This window comes from Staphylococcus sp. HMSC056G08, assembly GCF_001812305.1.
Lineage (GTDB): Bacteria > Bacillota > Bacilli > Staphylococcales > Staphylococcaceae > Staphylococcus > Staphylococcus simulans.
In genome coordinates this window covers 32,318-48,937 of the sequence record NZ_KV808449.1, presented here as the reverse complement: position 1 = coordinate 48,937, position 16,620 = coordinate 32,318, and the positions used below count along the sequence as shown (strand labels likewise).

The 16,620-nt window shown below is 36.4% G+C and carries 25 protein-coding genes; 21 read left to right on the top strand and 4 right to left on the bottom strand.

Features of this window, described 5'->3' with window-relative positions; all coding sequences use genetic code 11:
- Nucleotides 1-88: 88 nt before the first annotated feature.
- Entirely contained in the window at nt 89-1,000 is a 912-nt protein-coding gene (locus HMPREF2846_RS03650; protein WP_002479579.1) for an AEC family transporter, read from the top strand.
- Between the two features lie 87 nt (nt 1,001-1,087).
- Here the strand turns inward: HMPREF2846_RS03650 and HMPREF2846_RS03645 are convergent, their stop codons facing one another.
- Both HMPREF2846_RS03645 and HMPREF2846_RS03640 read right to left on the bottom strand, forming a co-directional pair.
- Nucleotides 1,088-1,942, bottom strand: coding sequence for a GRP family sugar transporter (locus HMPREF2846_RS03645; protein ID WP_002479578.1), 855 nt, complete (start codon nt 1,940-1,942; stop codon nt 1,088-1,090).
- A 121-nt stretch (nt 1,943-2,063) separates the two neighbouring features.
- Nucleotides 2,064-2,927, bottom strand: coding sequence for a GNAT family N-acetyltransferase (locus HMPREF2846_RS03640; protein WP_070625743.1), 864 nt, complete (start codon nt 2,925-2,927; stop codon nt 2,064-2,066).
- Between the two features lie 143 nt (nt 2,928-3,070).
- Here HMPREF2846_RS03640 and HMPREF2846_RS03635 point away from each other — a divergent pair, with 143 nt between their 5' ends.
- Together HMPREF2846_RS03635 and HMPREF2846_RS03630 are read left to right on the top strand one after the other, a co-directional pair.
- Nucleotides 3,071-5,203 carry a DNA topoisomerase III gene (locus HMPREF2846_RS03635; protein ID WP_070625741.1) on the top strand — a complete coding sequence of 711 codons (2,133 nt, stop codon included), beginning with the start codon at nt 3,071-3,073 and terminating at the stop codon, nt 5,201-5,203.
- A gap of 186 nt (nt 5,204-5,389) precedes the next feature.
- A complete protein-coding gene (locus HMPREF2846_RS03630; RefSeq protein WP_002479575.1) occupies nt 5,390-6,724 on the top strand; it encodes an NCS2 family permease in 1,335 nt (444 codons plus the stop codon).
- Nucleotides 6,725-6,825: 101 nt separating this feature from the next.
- Here the strand turns inward: HMPREF2846_RS03630 and HMPREF2846_RS03625 are convergent, their stop codons facing one another.
- Together HMPREF2846_RS03625 and HMPREF2846_RS03620 are read right to left on the bottom strand one after the other, a co-directional pair.
- Nucleotides 6,826-7,617, bottom strand: a complete 792-nt coding sequence (locus HMPREF2846_RS03625; RefSeq protein WP_070625739.1) for a glucose 1-dehydrogenase — start codon at nt 7,615-7,617, stop codon at nt 6,826-6,828.
- 242 nt (nt 7,618-7,859) lie between these two features.
- Nucleotides 7,860-8,246 carry a hypothetical protein gene (locus HMPREF2846_RS03620; RefSeq protein WP_002479573.1) on the bottom strand — a complete coding sequence of 129 codons (387 nt, stop codon included), beginning with the start codon at nt 8,244-8,246 and terminating at the stop codon, nt 7,860-7,862.
- Between the two features lie 337 nt (nt 8,247-8,583).
- Between HMPREF2846_RS03620 and rpsJ the strand changes: the two genes are divergently transcribed.
- The 18 genes from rpsJ to rplR all read left to right on the top strand — a co-directional run bounded on the left by rpsJ (nt 8,584) and on the right by rplR (nt 16,619).
- Nucleotides 8,584-8,892 (top strand): 30S ribosomal protein S10, encoded by a 309-nt coding sequence (rpsJ, locus tag HMPREF2846_RS03615; RefSeq protein ID WP_002479572.1) that lies wholly within the window; start codon nt 8,584-8,586, stop codon nt 8,890-8,892.
- Nucleotides 8,893-8,919: 27 nt separating this feature from the next.
- The gene (rplC, locus tag HMPREF2846_RS03610) at nt 8,920-9,582 is read left to right on the top strand and encodes a 50S ribosomal protein L3 (RefSeq protein ID WP_023014975.1); all 663 of its coding nucleotides are present in this window, start codon (nt 8,920-8,922) and stop codon (nt 9,580-9,582) included.
- Between the two features lie 28 nt (nt 9,583-9,610).
- On the top strand, nt 9,611-10,234 hold the full coding sequence (gene rplD / locus HMPREF2846_RS03605; protein ID WP_002479570.1) for a 50S ribosomal protein L4: 624 nt from the start codon (nt 9,611-9,613) through the stop codon (nt 10,232-10,234).
- On the top strand, nt 10,234-10,509 hold the full coding sequence (gene rplW / locus HMPREF2846_RS03600) for a 50S ribosomal protein L23 (RefSeq protein WP_002479569.1): 276 nt from the start codon (nt 10,234-10,236) through the stop codon (nt 10,507-10,509). Before rplD ends, rplW begins: the two co-directional genes overlap by 1 nt.
- Before the next feature lie 33 nt (nt 10,510-10,542).
- Nucleotides 10,543-11,376 carry a 50S ribosomal protein L2 gene (gene rplB, locus HMPREF2846_RS03595; protein WP_002479568.1) on the top strand — a complete coding sequence of 278 codons (834 nt, stop codon included), beginning with the start codon at nt 10,543-10,545 and terminating at the stop codon, nt 11,374-11,376.
- A 64-nt stretch (nt 11,377-11,440) separates the two neighbouring features.
- Nucleotides 11,441-11,719, top strand: coding sequence for a 30S ribosomal protein S19 (gene rpsS, locus HMPREF2846_RS03590; protein ID WP_002479567.1), 279 nt, complete (start codon nt 11,441-11,443; stop codon nt 11,717-11,719).
- Between the two features lie 32 nt (nt 11,720-11,751).
- Nucleotides 11,752-12,105 carry a 50S ribosomal protein L22 gene (rplV, locus tag HMPREF2846_RS03585; protein WP_002479566.1) on the top strand — a complete coding sequence of 118 codons (354 nt, stop codon included), beginning with the start codon at nt 11,752-11,754 and terminating at the stop codon, nt 12,103-12,105.
- Between the two features lie 24 nt (nt 12,106-12,129).
- On the top strand, nt 12,130-12,783 hold the full coding sequence (gene rpsC, locus HMPREF2846_RS03580; RefSeq protein ID WP_002479565.1) for a 30S ribosomal protein S3: 654 nt from the start codon (nt 12,130-12,132) through the stop codon (nt 12,781-12,783).
- 2 nt (nt 12,784-12,785) lie between these two features.
- Nucleotides 12,786-13,220, top strand: coding sequence for a 50S ribosomal protein L16 (gene rplP / locus HMPREF2846_RS03575; protein ID WP_002479564.1), 435 nt, complete (start codon nt 12,786-12,788; stop codon nt 13,218-13,220).
- Entirely contained in the window at nt 13,210-13,419 is a 210-nt protein-coding gene (gene rpmC, locus HMPREF2846_RS03570) for a 50S ribosomal protein L29 (RefSeq protein ID WP_000644737.1), read from the top strand. The genes rplP and rpmC overlap by 11 nt, the downstream gene beginning before the upstream one ends.
- 24 nt (nt 13,420-13,443) lie before the next feature.
- Nucleotides 13,444-13,707, top strand: a complete 264-nt coding sequence (gene rpsQ / locus HMPREF2846_RS03565) for a 30S ribosomal protein S17 (RefSeq protein ID WP_001829723.1) — start codon at nt 13,444-13,446, stop codon at nt 13,705-13,707.
- 28 nt (nt 13,708-13,735) lie between these two features.
- Nucleotides 13,736-14,104: a 50S ribosomal protein L14 gene (rplN, locus tag HMPREF2846_RS03560; RefSeq protein WP_002479563.1), complete on the top strand. Its 369-nt coding sequence runs from the start codon at nt 13,736-13,738 to the stop codon at nt 14,102-14,104.
- Between the two features lie 32 nt (nt 14,105-14,136).
- Nucleotides 14,137-14,454: a 50S ribosomal protein L24 gene (gene rplX / locus HMPREF2846_RS03555; RefSeq protein WP_002479562.1), complete on the top strand. Its 318-nt coding sequence runs from the start codon at nt 14,137-14,139 to the stop codon at nt 14,452-14,454.
- Between the two features lie 25 nt (nt 14,455-14,479).
- Complete coding sequence (rplE, locus tag HMPREF2846_RS03550; RefSeq protein WP_002479561.1) at nt 14,480-15,019, top strand: 50S ribosomal protein L5; 540 nt, start codon at nt 14,480-14,482, stop codon at nt 15,017-15,019.
- A 26-nt stretch (nt 15,020-15,045) separates the two neighbouring features.
- On the top strand, nt 15,046-15,231 hold the full coding sequence (locus HMPREF2846_RS03545; protein WP_002479560.1) for a type Z 30S ribosomal protein S14: 186 nt from the start codon (nt 15,046-15,048) through the stop codon (nt 15,229-15,231).
- Between the two features lie 32 nt (nt 15,232-15,263).
- On the top strand, nt 15,264-15,662 hold the full coding sequence (gene rpsH, locus HMPREF2846_RS03540) for a 30S ribosomal protein S8 (protein WP_002479559.1): 399 nt from the start codon (nt 15,264-15,266) through the stop codon (nt 15,660-15,662).
- 25 nt (nt 15,663-15,687) lie between these two features.
- Nucleotides 15,688-16,224 (top strand): 50S ribosomal protein L6, encoded by a 537-nt coding sequence (gene rplF / locus HMPREF2846_RS03535; protein ID WP_070625738.1) that lies wholly within the window; start codon nt 15,688-15,690, stop codon nt 16,222-16,224.
- Between the two features lie 32 nt (nt 16,225-16,256).
- On the top strand, nt 16,257-16,619 hold the full coding sequence (rplR, locus tag HMPREF2846_RS03530) for a 50S ribosomal protein L18 (protein WP_002479557.1): 363 nt from the start codon (nt 16,257-16,259) through the stop codon (nt 16,617-16,619).
- The last annotated feature ends 1 nt before the right edge of the window (nt 16,620 follow it).

Genomic DNA, 16,620 nt, shown 5'->3' with positions numbered 1-16,620 from the left:
CATGGAAAGATTAGAGATGTAATTACCGAGAAATGACATTTCATGACGAATGAATGTCTCAATGATAATAGAGAAAGAAGGGTGACTTATGACAGGCAAATTCGCAGTCATTGTTATATTGATCGCGCTTGGGTATTTACTCAAACGTATCAATATTTTAAAAGAAGAAGATAACCAAGTACTGGCTAAATTAGTGCTGAATGTGACGTTACCTGCATTAGTCATCGTCAATTTAAACAAAGCTGAACTGGATATTTCACTATCTGTATTACCGGTTATGATGGTCATTTACGGTATCATTGCGAAAGTTATCGCTATCAGCTTTTTCTTAAAATATGACAATGAGATGCGAGGTACCATCGGCATGATGATGGCATCACTGAATATCGGCTTATTTGCTTACCCGCTAGTACAAGCGATTTGGCCGAAAGTCGGCATGATTTATTTCGGTATGGCAGATATCGGCGGTGCGATTGTCATGTTCGGTATCACTTATTTTATAGGCAATTATTTCAGCAGCAGCGGAAATAATACTTTTAATCTTAGATTCCTTATATTGAATTTATTACGTTCTATTCCATTGATGACTTATTTGATGATGTTTGGTTTAAATATGAGTAACCTGCATTTACCAGATCCTGTTATCAATTTCTTAGATGTATTGGCACAAGCGAATATGCCGTTATCTATGATTCTCTTAGGTTTAATGTTGAACTTTAGAGTAGAACGTCGTTATTTACCGATTGCCTTGAAATATTTGGCCATTCATTATGGCTTTGGACTCATAGCGGGCTTACTCGTTTATTTCTTTTTACCAGTCTCTGACCAAATGATAAAAACGACTTTAATGGTCATTTGGTTGTTGCCAATCGGCGTTGCGGTCATACCTTACTCCATTCAATTCCAATACCGTACATTGCCTTTGATTGGCATGACCACCAACATGACGATTGTGATCAGTATCGTCATACTCTATTACTTCCAAATGTTTTTCGTATAATAAAAAAGGGATTGTCAATCATTACTTAAGTGGCTGACAATCCCTTTAAAATTTCTATTATTTTCTTCAATATTTTATTAGAAAGCATTATGCTTTTAATCCGCCGAGAATGAAAGCTGCGACGACAATTAATACAATCCCTGCAGTAATTCCAAGCATTTGACGTTTATCTTTACGTTCTTTCAGTATAAAGATACCGCCGAGTGTTGAAACGATTACTAGTAATTGTGAGAATGAGAAACTTGTTGCGACGCCGACTTTAGGTTGTGAGTAGAACAAGAATAAGTTACCAATGGCCCAAATCACACCTGGCAACAGGTTACGTAACGTATAGCGTGTAGACGTTTGGTGTTTCGCTGATAATAAGAAACCACCGATTGCCATACCAATTGATTGGAAGAATAAGGCATCTAAGCCATTAACGCTAAAGATTTGCGCCACAACAACATATACGACATAGCCGACTGTTGAAATTAATAAAATCACAATTGCTTTACCTAATTTAGATTGGCCTTCGCTCGATTCATTTTTACCTTTAAGTGAAGTCAATGCGATACCGCCCACTAATAAAATCATCGCTAATAGACCTAAAACGACTTGTGTTCCTGTACTCCATTCCCCTAGGAATATTGCGCTGAATAATGTAGTACCAACCAGCTGCATTCCTGTAGAAATCGGCATAGTTTTAGAAACACCGATTAAATCAACAGAGCGTAGTTGGTAACCTTGACCTAATGCCCAGAATGCACCAGAGATCAAACCGACAATAATGACTTTAGGTTCAAAACTAGAATGTCCTGTTAATAAGAGAACAATACCTACAATCAATGCGCCGAGTGTCGTGCCTCGGATTTGATTGTAAGGTCCGCCTCCAACAAGAACGTTAATTAAAACAACACTACCCCAAAAGAGGGCAGGCAGTAATGCGATAAGTAAATCCATCTTCTATCTTTTCCTTTCTATATTTAAACTTACCCCTTAATAAAATAAGAATAAAACAAAGACAAATAAATGGAAAATAAAACGTTTGCTATGAAGGTTAACCTCATAACAAACGCTTATATTATTTGATATATTTGAATTTTTTACGTTCTGAACGAATGTCGAAACCGAGTTCACTGAAGCGGTCTACTAATTGATCATTTTTACTACGTATTTTGAAATAGACTTTATTAATATCATCATATTTAAAAGCAAAGTTAATCGCATGACTTAATAAATTAAAAGCAATTCCTTCATAACGATAATCCGTATGAGATGAGAAATATTTAATTTCTGCTTTATTTTTATCAGGTTTGACTTGCAGATATAAGTAGCCTTTTAAAATACCTTCGCTGACAAAAAAGAATAAATGATTGTTCTCATCTAGTGTATTGACAATTTCAGAAGCAGACATTGCTTCACGACGGAAGTTTTTCTGATGTAAGCGATCGAAATGTGCGAAAAAAGCTTTGTGATATGGAATGATTTGACGTTCAGCCGCAGGACTTGTTTCAATTGTGTGATCAGTTGAAAGATAATAGTCAGTGAACGTATAGTGTGCATCAATGGATTTCATCAATGAACTTTTATAGTCGTCTGTAATATCAAATGAAAAATTGAAATGAGATTGATCAGGTTGATCTGCAATTAAAGTTTCAAAAAGGCTTTTAAAAGCTTGTGCATCTAATTGATCATTTGAATTGATGAACGGCCCAACCATTTTAAAATGGTTAGTATCATAGGAGAATCCACCCATCAGCATACGGACTTTGTCACTTTCGTCAATGAGCGCGTAGACGCCTGTGTCTTGTTTTAAAGCCTCAATACTTTGTGTCAATGAAACGTTTTTTTCGTGAAGCTTATAAATATAGGAACAATAGGATGTATCGGCTTGGTGAATAATACTTTGGATGTCTTGAACAGCTTCAATTTTAACGGCTTTCATAAGAACCTCCTTGGTTGTTATATAAAGAACACCTTTTTATTTATTATACTTTGTTTTGTGTTGAGATAAAAGCAAAGGTACGAGAAACAAGCACAATAAATCATGTTACAATAGAAATACGATTTTGAGAAAGGAAAATGAAGATGAAATCATTAATTCTAGCAGAGAAACCTTCTGTGGCCCGTGATATTGCGAACGCATTGAATGTACATCAAAAGCGCAATGGCTATTTTGAAAACAATCAATATATTGTGACATGGGCTTTAGGTCATCTGGTAACGAATGCAACTCCAGAACAATATGATTCGAAGTTTAAAACATGGGATTTGCAAGAACTGCCAATTATCCCAAAATATATGAAAACAGTCGTTATTCCAAAAACAAAGAAACAATTCAATACAGTCAAATCATTGATGTTAAAAGATGTAGTTAAAGAAATTATCATTGCGACTGATGCTGGAAGAGAAGGGGAGCTCGTTGCACGTTTGATTTTAGATAAGGTGCATAATAAGAAACCGATTAAACGTTTATGGATCAGTTCGATTACAGCCAAAGCGATTCGTAACGGGTTCAAACATTTAAAAGATGGTAAAGCATACTTGCCATTATATCGTGCAGCATTAGCACGTAGTGAGGCAGACTGGATTGTTGGGATTAATGCGACGCGCGCATTAACAACGAAGTATGATGCGCAGTTATCATTAGGTCGTGTTCAAACACCGACGATTCAACTTGTTCAAATGCGCCAAGATGAAATCAGACATTTTAGACCATCTAAATATTATACGTTTGAAGCACAAGTGGATGGACAAAACTTTAAGTTGATTTCAAAACAACGTATCTATGACAAACAAGTATTCACAGATATGGTTCAACAATTAGAACAACAAACGGGCATTGTTGAATCAGTAACATCAAAACGAAAGAAACAATATCCTGCGAAGTTGTTCAGTTTAACTGATTTACAACAAGAAGCTTATCAACGTTATCGTATGGGTGCGAAAGAAACACTGAATACACTTCAAAACTTATATGAACGTCATAAGTTGGTTACGTATCCAAGAACAGATTCGAACTATTTAACGGATGATATGGTAGAAACATTTAAAGAACGTTTACAAGCATTGCTTGCGACTGAGTATAAAGAAGCGGTGCGTCCATTAGTCAATAAACAGTTCAGTGCTAAAATGGGTATCGTAAATAATCAGAAGGTATCAGATCATCATGCGATTATTCCAACAGAAATTCGTCCTAACATGAATGACTTAAGCCAACGTGAACAAAAGGTCTATTTAATGATTGCAGAACGATTTATAGAGAACTTGTTGCCGCCGTATGAGTATGAAGCGGTCAAAGTTATCTTGAAGGTCGGTAAGCAGACCTTTGAATTGCAAGATAAAGTAACCTTGCAACTTGGTTTCAAACAATTACTAAATGAATCAACCACACAATCAGAACCAATACAATTTAAACAAGGTGCAACTTATAAAGTTCAACGTTTCCATATTCAAGAACATGAAACAACACCGCCGCCATACTTTAACGAGGGAACATTGTTAAAAGCAATGGAAAGTCCTCAAAAGTTCTTTGAACTAAAAAATAAAAAACATTCACAAACTCTGAAACAAACAGGCGGTATTGGTACGGTAGCAACACGTGCAGATATAATCGAAAAGTTGTTTAATATGAATACGATTGAAGCAAGAGATGGTCATATTAAAGTTACGTCTAAAGGACGCCAAATTTTAGAACTCGCACCACAATCACTTACTTCACCATTGCTTACAGCAGAATGGGAAGAAAAATTAACGCAAATTGAACAAGGTAAATATGATGCACGTCAGTTCATAAAAGAGATGAAACATTTTACTGAAACTATTGTGAATGAAATCAAAAACAGTGAACAGAAATATAAACATGATAACTTGACCACTACAGAATGTCCGACATGCGGTAAATTCATGATTAAAGTCAAAACAAAAAATGGTCAAATGCTTGTATGCCAAGACCCAGCATGTAAGACAAAGAAAAATGTACAACGTAAAACGAATGCACGTTGTCCAAACTGTCATAAGAAAATGACATTATTCGGTAAAGGTAAAAAAGCGACATATCGTTGTGTTTGCGGTCACTCTGAAACACAAGAACAAATGGATCAAAGACATAAGAATAAAGGTAAAGGCAAAGTATCTAAACGTGAGATGAAGAAATATATGGGTAAAGAAGAAATGAACAATAATCCATTCCAAGATGCTTTGAAGAATTTGAAACTTTAATTAGAAGACACACTCATTAACGAATTTTAACGAACAATATTTAAAAATATAGTGTTGAAATCGTTCGAAAATGAGTGTGTTTTTCAAATTTCTATTAAAATTGTTTGGTTTTTTCTTAAATCTTCATTGTATTTTCTTTGAATAGGGATTAGAATATTAAGGTATTTCATTTAAGGAGACTTTAAAGTGAAAAAATATTTCCAATTTGATAAGTATCAAACGAATTATCGTCGTGAGATTTTAGGCGGTTTAACAACTTTCTTATCTATGGCTTACATATTAGCTGTTAACCCGCAGATTTTAAGTTTAGCAGGTGTAAAAGGTATCCCAGATGATATGAAGATGGATCAGGGCGCAGTATTTGTTGCGACAGCCTTAGCTGCATTTGTGGGTTCATTATTTATGGGACTCATTGCTAGATATCCAATCGCATTAGCACCAGGTATGGGACTGAATGCATTCTTCGCATTTACTGTTGTGTTAACAATGGGGATTCCATGGCAAATCGGTTTAACAGGTGTGTTATGTTCAGGTATCTTCTTTGCGATATTAACCGTAACAGGACTCCGGGAGACCATTATTAACGCCATACCGTATGAGATGAAAATGGCTGTAACAGCGGGTATCGGTTTGTTTATTACCTTTGTTGGTTTACAAGGTGCAGGTATTATTGTGAATAATGATTCTACGCTTGTAACTTTAGGCCATATTACAGACGGTAAAGTATTATTAGCAGTATTTGGTATCATCGTAACGGTTGTACTTTATGCTAAAAAAGTACCGGGTGCTATCTTTATCGGTATGATTTTAACGTCAGCCGGCGGATTATTAACTGGTTTAATTCAAATGCCACATGCAGTAGTAGGAAAGATTCCAAGTATTGCGCCAACATTCGGTGCAGCATTTGAAGCATTTAAAGACCCAGGTCAATTATTTACAGTACAATTTTTAATTGTTATTTTAACGTTCTTGTTCATTGATTTCTTTGATACAGCAGGAACATTAGTGGCAGTGGCTTCACAAGCAGGTATGATGAAAGATAATAAATTACCTCGTGCAGGTCGTGCGTTATTCTCAGATTCTATCGCTACAATCGTAGGTTCTATTTTCGGTACAACAACAACGACTTCATACATTGAATCAACATCGGGTGTTGCTGTAGGTGCAAGAACTGGTTTTGCGAGTATTGTAACAGGTGTCTGTTTCTTATTAGCATTATTCTTCAGTCCATTAATGGCTGTTGTTACGAGTGCAGTCACAGCTCCAGCATTAATTGTAGTAGGGGTATTAATGGCAGGAAACTTATCACAAATTGATTGGAAGAAATTTGAATTGGCTGTTCCAGCGTTCATTACAATTATTATGATGCCACTATCTTATTCAATTGCGACAGGTATCGCATGTGGTTTCATCTTCTATCCAATTACAATGTTAGTGACGAAACGTCATAAAGAAGTACATCCAATTATGTATGTATTAATGGTGTTATTCATTTTATACTTCGTATTCGTACACGGTTAAAACAAACGATTAAGCAAGCTCATGAGATATGGGCTTGTTTTTTTATATATCAAAAAAAGACACTTGCACAATTCGCAAGTGTCTTACTGCAAGAGATAATATTAACCTTTACCACCCATGAACGCAGGGTAATTCGTCATACCGCCATCAACATAAATTGTTGTGCCGTGAATATAACTTGCTGCATCAGATGCTAAGAATAAAGCAACGTTAGCCACTTGCTCTGTTTCGCCAATTTCTCTTGCAGGAATCATTTTAAGGGTTTCTTCACGTGTTTCAGGATCAGAGAATTTCTCTTTCGTATGCTCTGTAACGACTGCACCTGGTGAAATGTTATTAATGCGGATACCGTATTGTGCATATTCCATAGACATTGTTTCCATCATACTTTTTAGGCCAGCTTTACTTGCTGAATAATTTACATAGTAAGGCCATGGAATGATGTCATGCACACTCGCTGTATTAATGATTACTCCTTTTTTATCTTCTTTAAGGAAGTATTTAACAGCTTCTCTTGAACCGATGAATGCACCTGTTAAGTTAACATCAAGTGCTTTTTGGAACTCTTCAACAGACATTTCATGTGAAGCAACAGGATTTTCAAATCCAGCGTTATTAATCATAATGTCTAAAGTGCCAAAATGTTTGATGGCTTGTTCTACAAGGCTGATGATATCTTCTTCGTTTGTAACATCACCTTGGACTGGTAAAGCTTGTCCACCGTGATCTTCGATTTCTTTTTTGAGTTTTTCTAACTCAGGTTCGTGTTTAGAAGAACGGTAATTTAAAACAACTTTCGCTTTTGCTTTACCAAACGCTTCAGCGTAAGCTTTACCAATTCCGCTGCCACTACCTGTGACAATAACTACTTTATTTTCTAAATCTTGATACATATCTCTTTCTCCTTTTATCTATATCATGCTTTATTTCTATTCAATATAGTTAAAAAGCAATATGTTTCATCGTTATTATGAACTCTATCAATATACCCGCTTCTAAAAATTAATAATCCAAACACCTTTAACTTCTAAAATAAATATAAATAGAAGCGTTTACATTACAATAGGAAGAAACTCATAAAATTACTTGTAAATATAAAAAGATACCGACAGATCTGCCGGTATTTATCTATAACTTATTTAATTCGACGTCCATGTTCATCATAAACAGCTCTCGCATTTCGATTTGGCATATAAATAGGAGTGCTCATGACAATAAACAAGAAGAACAACATTAAGAAGAATAAAATCCAATGTACAATCATTCCGACAAAAGGAACAATTGCGATAAACGAACCAGCGATTCCTAATAAAGGAATAATGACCATAGGACGAATTGTACTTTGGCTGTCAGCTAATAATGCGATAACGAGTAATAAATAGAAGAAAGCATTAATGATTAATGGCTGCCAACCAAATGAAACGATGATAGAACCTCCTAAGAAAGGAATGCCATATAAAAGTTCAGAGAGCAGCAAGATAATGCTTATAATGATTAATGCGATTCTTGTACTATGTTTCACTTTTAATCACCACCATTCATTTACTATTATATAGGATGTGAGTCGATTGAAAAAATATGAAGACTTAGAGAAAAAAATCTTTATACGGGTTGAAGTGTGCAATCATTTGCAGTAAAATATACTGGTATGTGTTAGAGAAAAAGTCTAACATAAAAAAAGTTACATGAAATGGTTGCAACTAAGCGCTGATTCGTGTAACATATCTAATGTTGGACTTTGAATACGCGATGAAGCGAAAGGTTACTGACACACCCGGCCGCTTTGCCATGGCGTTGTGTGAGATAGTTTTCGTGGAGAAGTCTATCACTAAATGTAGACGATATAAGGAGGGAAAATTATGGCAAAACAAAAAATCAGAATCAGATTAAAAGCTTATGATCACAGAGTAATTGATCAATCAGCTGAGAAAATTGTTGAAACAGCAAAACGTTCTGGTGCAGAAGTTTCTGGACCAATTCCATTACCAACTGAAAAATCAATTTACACTATCATCCGTGCGGTGCATAAGTACAAAGATTCTCGTGAGCAATTCGAACAACGTACTCATAAACGTTTAATCGACATTGTTAACCCTACACCAAAAACTGTTGATGCTCTTATGGGCTTAAACTTACCATCAGGTGTAGACATCGAAATTAAATTATAATAGAAAATCATAGGAGGTGGACTTTCGATGACCAAAGGAATCTTAGGAAGAAAAATCGGGATGACACAAGTATTCGGTGAAAACGGAGACTTAATCCCAGTAACTGTAGTAGAAGCAGGACAAAACGTAGTATTACAAAAGAAAACTGAAGAGGTAGACGGTTACAACGCTATCCAAGTAGGTTTTGAAGACAAACAAGCATACAAAAAAGACAGCAAGTCAAATAAATATGCTAATAAACCAGCTGAAGGTCACGCTAAAAAAGCTGACACAGCTCCTAAGCGCTTCATTCGTGAATTCAGAAACATCAATGTTGATGAATACGAAGTAGGTCAAGAAGTCTCAGTTGATACATTTGAAGCTGGGGACATCATTGACGTAACTGGAGTATCTAAAGGTAAAGGTTTCCAAGGCAATATCAAACGTCATGGCCACGGTCGTGGACCAATGTCTCACGGTTCTCATTTCCACAGAGCGCCAGGTTCTGTAGGTATGGCATCTGACGCATCTAAAGTATTTAAAGGTCACAAAATGCCAGGTCGTATGGGTGGCAACACAGTGACAGTACAAAACTTAGAAGTTGTACAAATCGATACAGAAAACAACGTTATCTTAGTTAAAGGTAATGTGCCTGGTCCTAAAAAAGGATTAGTAGAAATCAAAACTTCAATTAAAAAAGGTAACAAATAATTAATTAACGAAAGGAGGAAAATGCATAATGGCAAATTATGATGTATTAAAAGTAGACGGATCAAAAGCAGGTTCAGTTGAATTAAGCGATGCTGTATTCGCAATTGAACCAAACAAAGATGTTCTTTTCGAAGCAATTAACTTACAACGTGCTTCATTACGCCAAGGTACGCATTCGGTAAAAAACCGTTCAGCAGTACGCGGCGGTGGACGTAAACCATGGAGACAAAAAGGTACAGGACGTGCGCGTCAAGGTACTATCCGTGCTCCACAATGGCGTGGTGGCGGTATCGTATTCGGACCGACTCCAAGAAGCTATGCATACAAAATGCCTAAGAAAATGCGTCGTTTAGCATTACGTTCTGCATTATCTTTCAAAGTACAAGAAAATGAATTCAAAATTATTGATGCTTTCGGTTTAGAAGCACCAAAAACTAAAGAATTCACTAAAGTATTATCAAACTTAGAATTACCTAAAAAAGTTTTAGTAGTTACTGAATCAGAAGATGTAAATGTTGAATTATCAGCACGTAACATTCCTGGTGTTCAAATCACTACTGTAACTGGTTTAAACGTATTAGACATCACTAGCGCTGACAGTGTATTAATTACAGAAGCAGCTGCTAAAAAAGTTGAGGAGGTGCTCGGATAATGGAAGCAAGAGACGTTCTTAAGCGCCCCGTAATCACAGAAAAATCTTCAGAAGCAATGGCTGAAGACAAATACACTTTTGATGTAGATACACGTGCGAATAAAACACAAGTTAAAATTGCAGTTGAAGAAATTTTCGATGTTAAAGTAGACAAAGTAAATATCGTCAACTACAAAGCTAAGAAAAAACGTATGGGCCGTTACCAAGGCTATACAAACAGAAGACGCAAAGCGATCGTTACACTTAAAGAAGGATCAATCGATCTATTCAACTAAAAAATAAAATTACCAATAAGGAGGTAAGCGACAATGGCTCTTAAACATTATAAGCCGATTACAAATGGTCGTCGTAATATGACTTCATTGGATTTCGCTGAAATCACAAAAACGACTCCAGAAAAGTCATTATTACAACCGCTACCGAAAAAAGCGGGACGCAACAACCAAGGTAAAATGACAGTACGCCATCATGGTGGCGGACACAAACGTCAATACCGTGTTATTGATTTCAAACGTAACAAAGATGGGATCCCAGCAAAAGTTGATTCTATCCAATACGATCCAAACCGTTCAGCTAACATTGCATTGTTAGTATATGCAGATGGTGAAAAACGTTACATCATCGCTCCAAAAGGTTTGGTTGTAGGACAAACAGTAGAAAATGGTGAAGAAGCTGACATTAAAGTAGGTAACGCTTTACCATTAGCTAACATTCCAGTAGGTACTGTAGTTCACAATATCGAATTAAAACCTGGCCGTGGCGGACAAATCGCACGTTCAGCAGGTGCAAGTGCTCAAGTACTTGGTAAAGAAGGTAAATACGTATTAGTAAGACTTCGCTCAGGTGAGGTTCGTATGATTCTTTCAACTTGCCGTGCAACTGTAGGTCAAGTTGGTAACTTACAACATGAACTTGTTAACGTTGGTAAAGCCGGACGTTCTCGTTGGAAAGGTATCCGTCCAACAGTTCGTGGTTCTGTAATGAACCCTAACGATCACCCACACGGTGGTGGTGAAGGTCGTGCTCCAATCGGTATGCCATCACCAATGTCACCATGGGGTAAACCAACTCTTGGTAAGAAAACTCGTCGCGGTAAAAAATCATCAGATAAACTTATCGTACGTAGACGTAAAAGAAAATAATAACAACTTATTTGGGTGTGCGGCGTAATCGCTGCACGCACATAATAAGAAGGGAGGCGCCATAATGGCTCGTAGTATTAAAAAAGGACCTTTCGTCGATGACCACTTGATGAAAAAAGTGGAAGCGCAAGAAGGTAATCAGAAAAAAACTGTGATTAAAACTTGGTCACGTCGTTCAACTATTTTCCCTAACTTCATCGGTATTACTTTTGCAGTATACGATGGACGTAAACATGTACCTGTTTATGTAACTGAAGATATGGTTGGTCACAAATTAGGTGAATTTGCTCCAACTCGTACATTCAAAGGACATGCTGCAGACGACAAAAAAACAAGAAGATAAATACTTTCTATTAAGTAGAGGAGGAAGACCAAATGGAAGCAAAAGCGGTTGCTAGAACTATCAGAATCGCACCTCGTAAAGTCAGATTAGTTTTAGACTTAATCAGAGGCAAAAACGTTGGTGAAGCTGTTGCTATTTTAAAATTAACTAACAAAGCATCATCACCAGTTGTTGAAAAATTATTAATGTCCGCTTTAGCTAATGCAGAGCACAACTATGACATGAATACAGATGAATTAGTTGTTAAAGAAGCATATGCTAACGAAGGACCAACTTTAAAACGTTTCCGTCCACGTGCTCAAGGACGCGCAAGTGCAATTAACAAACGTACAAGCCACATTACAATTGTCGTAAGTGACGGCAAAGAAGAAGCTAAAGAAGCTTAATAAACTATCTAAGGAGGGAATACTGTGGGTCAAAAAATTAATCCAATCGGACTTCGTGTTGGTGTTATCCGTGATTGGGACGCTAAATGGTATGCTGAAAAAGATTTCGCTACTTTATTACATGAAGATTTAAAAATCCGTAAGTTCATCGATAACGAATTAAAAGAAGCATCAGTTTCTCACGTAGAAATCGAACGTGCTGCTAACCGTATCAATATTGCAATCCACACTGGTAAACCAGGTATGGTAATTGGTAAAGGCGGTTCAGAAATTGAAAAACTTCGTAACAAATTAAATAACTTAACTAACAAACGTGTACACATTAACGTGATCGAAATCAAAAAAGTTGATTTAGATGCTCGTTTAGTTGCTGAGAACATCGCTCGTCAATTAGAAAACCGTGCATCATTCCGTCGTGTACAAAAACAAGCTATTCAAAGAGCTATGAAACTAGGAGCTTTAGGTGTTAAAACTCAAGTTTCAGGTCGTTTAGGCGGAGCTGACATCGCTCGTGCTGAACAATATTCAGAAGGAACTGTTCCACTTCACACATTACGTGCTGACATTGACTACGCACATGCTGAAGCTGATACAACATACGGTAAACTTGGAGTTAAAGTATGGATCTATCGTGGAGAAGTTCTTCCTACTAAGAACAATAGTGAAGGAGGAAAATAATAATGTTGCTACCAAAACGCGTTAAATATCGTCGTCAACATCGTCCAAACACAAAAGGACGTTCTAAAGGCGGTAACTTTGTAACATTTGGTGAGTATGGATTACAAGCTACTACAACTTCTTGGATCACATCTCGTCAAATCGAATCTGCTCGTATTGCGATGACTCGTTATATGAAACGTGGCGGGAAAGTTTGGATTAAAATCTTCCCTCATACACCATATACTAAAAAACCTTTAGAAGTACGTATGGGTGCTGGTAAAGGTGCAGTAGAAGGCTGGATCGCAGTAGTTAAACCAGGTAGAATCTTATTTGAAGTTGCAGGCGTGTCAGAAGAAGTTGCACGCGAAGCATTACGTTTAGCAAGTCACAAACTTCCAGTTAAATCTAAGTTTGTAAAACGTGAAGAATTGGGTGGTGAATCAAATGAAAGCTAAGGAAATTAGAGACTTAACCACTTCAGAAATCGAAGAGCAAATCAAATCTTCAAAAGAAGAACTTTTTAACCTACGCTTTCAGTTAGCTACAGGACAATTAGAGGAAACTGCACGTATTCGTACAGTAAGAAAAACGATTGCACGTCTAAAAACTGTTGCTCGTGAAAGAGAAATTGAACAAAGTAAGGCTAATCAATAATAATTGAAAGAGGAGGTTACAAAAGTGAGCGAAAGAAATGATCGTAAAGTTTATGTAGGTAGAGTCGTATCAGACAAAATGGATAAAACTGTAACTGTACTTGTAGAGACTTACAAAACTCATAAATTATATGGTAAACGAGTAAAATATTCTAAAAAATATAAAACTCATGATGAAAACAATTCAGCTAAATTAGGAGACATCGTTAAGATTCAAGAAACTCGTCCTTTATCAGCAACAAAACGTTTTCGTTTAGTAGAAATTGTTGAAGAATCAGTTATTATTTAATCATTTAAAGATAAGGGAGGTTTAATTCATGATCCAACAAGAAACACGCTTGAAAGTAGCTGACAACTCAGGTGCTCGTGAAGTTCTAACAATCAAAGTATTAGGCGGATCTGGTCGTAAAACAGCGAACATCGGCGACGTAATTGTGTGTACTGTTAAAAATGCTACACCAGGAGGCGTTGTTAAAAAAGGTGAAGTTGTTAAAGCTGTTGTAGTACGTACTAAATCAGGAGTACGTCGTAAAGACGGTTCTTACATCAAATTTGATGAAAATGCATGTGTAGTTATTCGTGACGACAAGAGTCCACGCGGTACTCGTATCTTCGGACCAGTAGCTCGTGAATTACGTGACAGCAACTACATGAAAATTATTTCATTAGCACCAGAAGTACTATAATTTTAATAAATAAAATCTAAGGAGGTGCCCACATGCATATCAAAAAAGGTGACAACGTAATCGTTATCTCAGGTAAAGATAAAGGTAAAACAGGTGTTGTACAAGCAACAGAACCTAAAAAAGACCGTGTCGTTGTGGAAGGTGTGAACATCATTAAAAAGCACCAAAAACCGACTCAATTTAATCCAGAAGGTGGAATCTTAGAAACTGAAGCAGCTATTCATGTTTCTAACGTACAATTATTGGACCCAAAAACAAATGAACCAACTCGTGTAGGTTACAAATTTGTTGATGGTAAAAAAGTTCGTATCGCTAAAAAATCAGGCGAAGAAATCAAATCTAATAATTAATAACTAGTTGAAAGGAGGATCCACTTTGAGCCGTTTAAAAGAAAAATTCAATACAGAAGTTACTGAGAACTTAATGAAAGAATTCAACTATAGTTCAGTAATGGAAGTACCTAAAATCGATAAAATCGTTGTGAACATGGGTGTAGGTGACGCTGTTCAAAACTCTAAAGTATTAGACAATGCTGTTGAAGAGTTAACATTAATTACAGGTCAAAAACCATTAATCACAAAAGCTAAAAAATCAGTAGCAACATTCCGTTTACGTGAAGGTATGCCAATCGGAGCAAAAGTTACTCTTCGCGGAGAAAGAATGTATGAATTCCTTGATAAATTAATCTCAGTATCATTACCACGTGTACGTGACTTCCATGGTGTTTCTAAAAAAGCATTCGACGGTCGCGGTAACTACACATTAGGTATCAAAGAACAATTAATTTTCCCAGAAATCGATTATGATAAAGTAAGTAAAGTAAGAGGAATGGATATCGTTATTGTTACAACTGCTAACACTGACGAAGAAGCCCGTGCATTGTTAACTCAATTCGGTATGCCATTTCAAAAGTAAGCTCTAATATAAAGGAGGCTAATTAAGTGGCTAAAAAATCAATGGTTGTAAAACAAGCTAAAAAGCAAAAATTCCCAGTGCGCGAATACACTCGTTGTGAACGCTGTGGACGCCCACATTCTGTATACCGCAAATTTAAATTATGCCGTATCTGTTTCCGTGAATTAGCTTATAAAGGTCAAATCCCTGGCGTTCGTAAAGCTAGCTGGTAATTAAAGAGAGTCTTGAAAGGAGGCAACAATCTATGACAATGTCAGATCCAATCGCAGATATGCTAACTCGTGTAAGAAACGCAAACATGGTGCGTCATGAAAAAATCGAGTTGCCTGCGTCAAATATTAAAAAACAAATTGCTGAAATCCTTAAAAATGAAGGTTTCATTAAAAACGTTGAGTTCGTAGAAGATGATAAACAAGGTGTTTTACGTTTATTCCTTAAATATGGTCAAAACAACGAACGCGTTATCACAGGCTTAAAACGTATTTCTAAACCAGGTTTACGTGTCTATGCTAAAGCTGACGAAGTACCTAAAGTATTAAACGGTTTAGGTATCGCATTAGTTTCAACATCTGAAGGTATCGTAACTGACAGAGAAGCAAGAAAACGTAACGTAGGCGGAGAAGTATTAGCATACGTTTGGTAATAAATAATTAAGGAGGTGCCCGTAAATGAGCCGTGTAGGTAAGAAAATTATTGAAATTCCTAGCGATGTTACAGTAGACATCAAAGGTAATACAGTTACAGTAAAAGGTCCTAAAGGTGAATTATCACGTACTATGGATTCTAGCATGACTTACAAATTAGAAGACAACACATTAGAAGTTGTACGTCCATCTGATTCTCAAAAAGACAGAACAGTTCATGGAACAACTCGTGCGTTAATTAACAATATGGTACAAGGTGTAGCTAAAGGTTTCGAAAAAACTTTAGAACTTATCGGTGTTGGTTACCGTGCACAATTGCAAGGTAGCAACTTAGTACTTAACGTTGGTTATTCTCACCCAGTTGAATTCAAACCAGAAGATGGTATCACATTCACAGTTGAGAAAAACACAACAGTTAAAGTTGAAGGTATTTCTAAAGAATTAGTTGGTGCTACAGCATCTAAAATCCGTGCCGTAAGACCACCAGAACCTTATAAAGGTAAAGGTATCCGTTACCAAGGCGAATATGTTCGTCGTAAAGAAGGTAAAACTGGTAAATAATAAATAACTCTCTAATGAAAGGAGAATAAAGCATGATCAGCAAAATTGATAAAAATAAAGTACGCTTAAAAAGACATGCACGTGTACGTACTAACTTAACTGGTACTTCTGAAAAACCACGTTTAAACGTATATCGTTCTAACAAACACATCTATGCACAAATCATTGATGATACTAAAGGCGTAACTTTAGCTCAAGCATCAACTCAAGATAAAGATTTCGAAAATGAAACTGGTTCAAAAGTTGAATTATCAGCCAAAGTGGGCGAAGTAATCGCTAAGAAAGCAGTTGATAAAGGTATCACTGCAATCGTCTTCGACCGTGGAGGTTACTTATACCATGGACGTGTTAAAGCATTAGCAGATGCAGCACGTGAAAATGGCTTAGAATTTTAAT

What these genes read in the sequence shown, in the direction of transcription:
- rpmC (WP_000644737.1), top strand. Translation starts at nt 13,210, where the DNA reads ATGAAAGCTAAGGAAATTAGAGACTTAACCACTTCAGAAATCGAAGAG.
- HMPREF2846_RS03635 (WP_070625741.1), top strand. Translation starts at nt 3,071, where the DNA reads ATGAAATCATTAATTCTAGCAGAGAAACCTTCTGTGGCCCGTGATATT.
- rplR (WP_002479557.1), top strand. Translation starts at nt 16,257, where the DNA reads ATGATCAGCAAAATTGATAAAAATAAAGTACGCTTAAAAAGACATGCA.
- rplD (WP_002479570.1), top strand. Translation starts at nt 9,611, where the DNA reads ATGGCAAATTATGATGTATTAAAAGTAGACGGATCAAAAGCAGGTTCA.
- rplN (WP_002479563.1), top strand. Translation starts at nt 13,736, where the DNA reads ATGATCCAACAAGAAACACGCTTGAAAGTAGCTGACAACTCAGGTGCT.
- rplB (WP_002479568.1), top strand. Translation starts at nt 10,543, where the DNA reads ATGGCTCTTAAACATTATAAGCCGATTACAAATGGTCGTCGTAATATG.
- rpsS (WP_002479567.1), top strand. Translation starts at nt 11,441, where the DNA reads ATGGCTCGTAGTATTAAAAAAGGACCTTTCGTCGATGACCACTTGATG.
- rplC (WP_023014975.1), top strand. Translation starts at nt 8,920, where the DNA reads ATGACCAAAGGAATCTTAGGAAGAAAAATCGGGATGACACAAGTATTC.
- rplF (WP_070625738.1), top strand. Translation starts at nt 15,688, where the DNA reads ATGAGCCGTGTAGGTAAGAAAATTATTGAAATTCCTAGCGATGTTACA.
- rpsH (WP_002479559.1), top strand. Translation starts at nt 15,264, where the DNA reads ATGACAATGTCAGATCCAATCGCAGATATGCTAACTCGTGTAAGAAAC.
- rplP (WP_002479564.1), top strand. Translation starts at nt 12,786, where the DNA reads ATGTTGCTACCAAAACGCGTTAAATATCGTCGTCAACATCGTCCAAAC.
- HMPREF2846_RS03625 (WP_070625739.1), bottom strand. Translation starts at nt 7,617, where the DNA reads ATGTATCAAGATTTAGAAAATAAAGTAGTTATTGTCACAGGTAGTGGC.
- rplW (WP_002479569.1), top strand. Translation starts at nt 10,234, where the DNA reads ATGGAAGCAAGAGACGTTCTTAAGCGCCCCGTAATCACAGAAAAATCT.
- HMPREF2846_RS03650 (WP_002479579.1), top strand. Translation starts at nt 89, where the DNA reads ATGACAGGCAAATTCGCAGTCATTGTTATATTGATCGCGCTTGGGTAT.
- rplV (WP_002479566.1), top strand. Translation starts at nt 11,752, where the DNA reads ATGGAAGCAAAAGCGGTTGCTAGAACTATCAGAATCGCACCTCGTAAA.
- HMPREF2846_RS03645 (WP_002479578.1), bottom strand. Translation starts at nt 1,942, where the DNA reads ATGGATTTACTTATCGCATTACTGCCTGCCCTCTTTTGGGGTAGTGTT.
- rplX (WP_002479562.1), top strand. Translation starts at nt 14,137, where the DNA reads ATGCATATCAAAAAAGGTGACAACGTAATCGTTATCTCAGGTAAAGAT.
- HMPREF2846_RS03640 (WP_070625743.1), bottom strand. Translation starts at nt 2,927, where the DNA reads ATGAAAGCCGTTAAAATTGAAGCTGTTCAAGACATCCAAAGTATTATT.
- rpsJ (WP_002479572.1), top strand. Translation starts at nt 8,584, where the DNA reads ATGGCAAAACAAAAAATCAGAATCAGATTAAAAGCTTATGATCACAGA.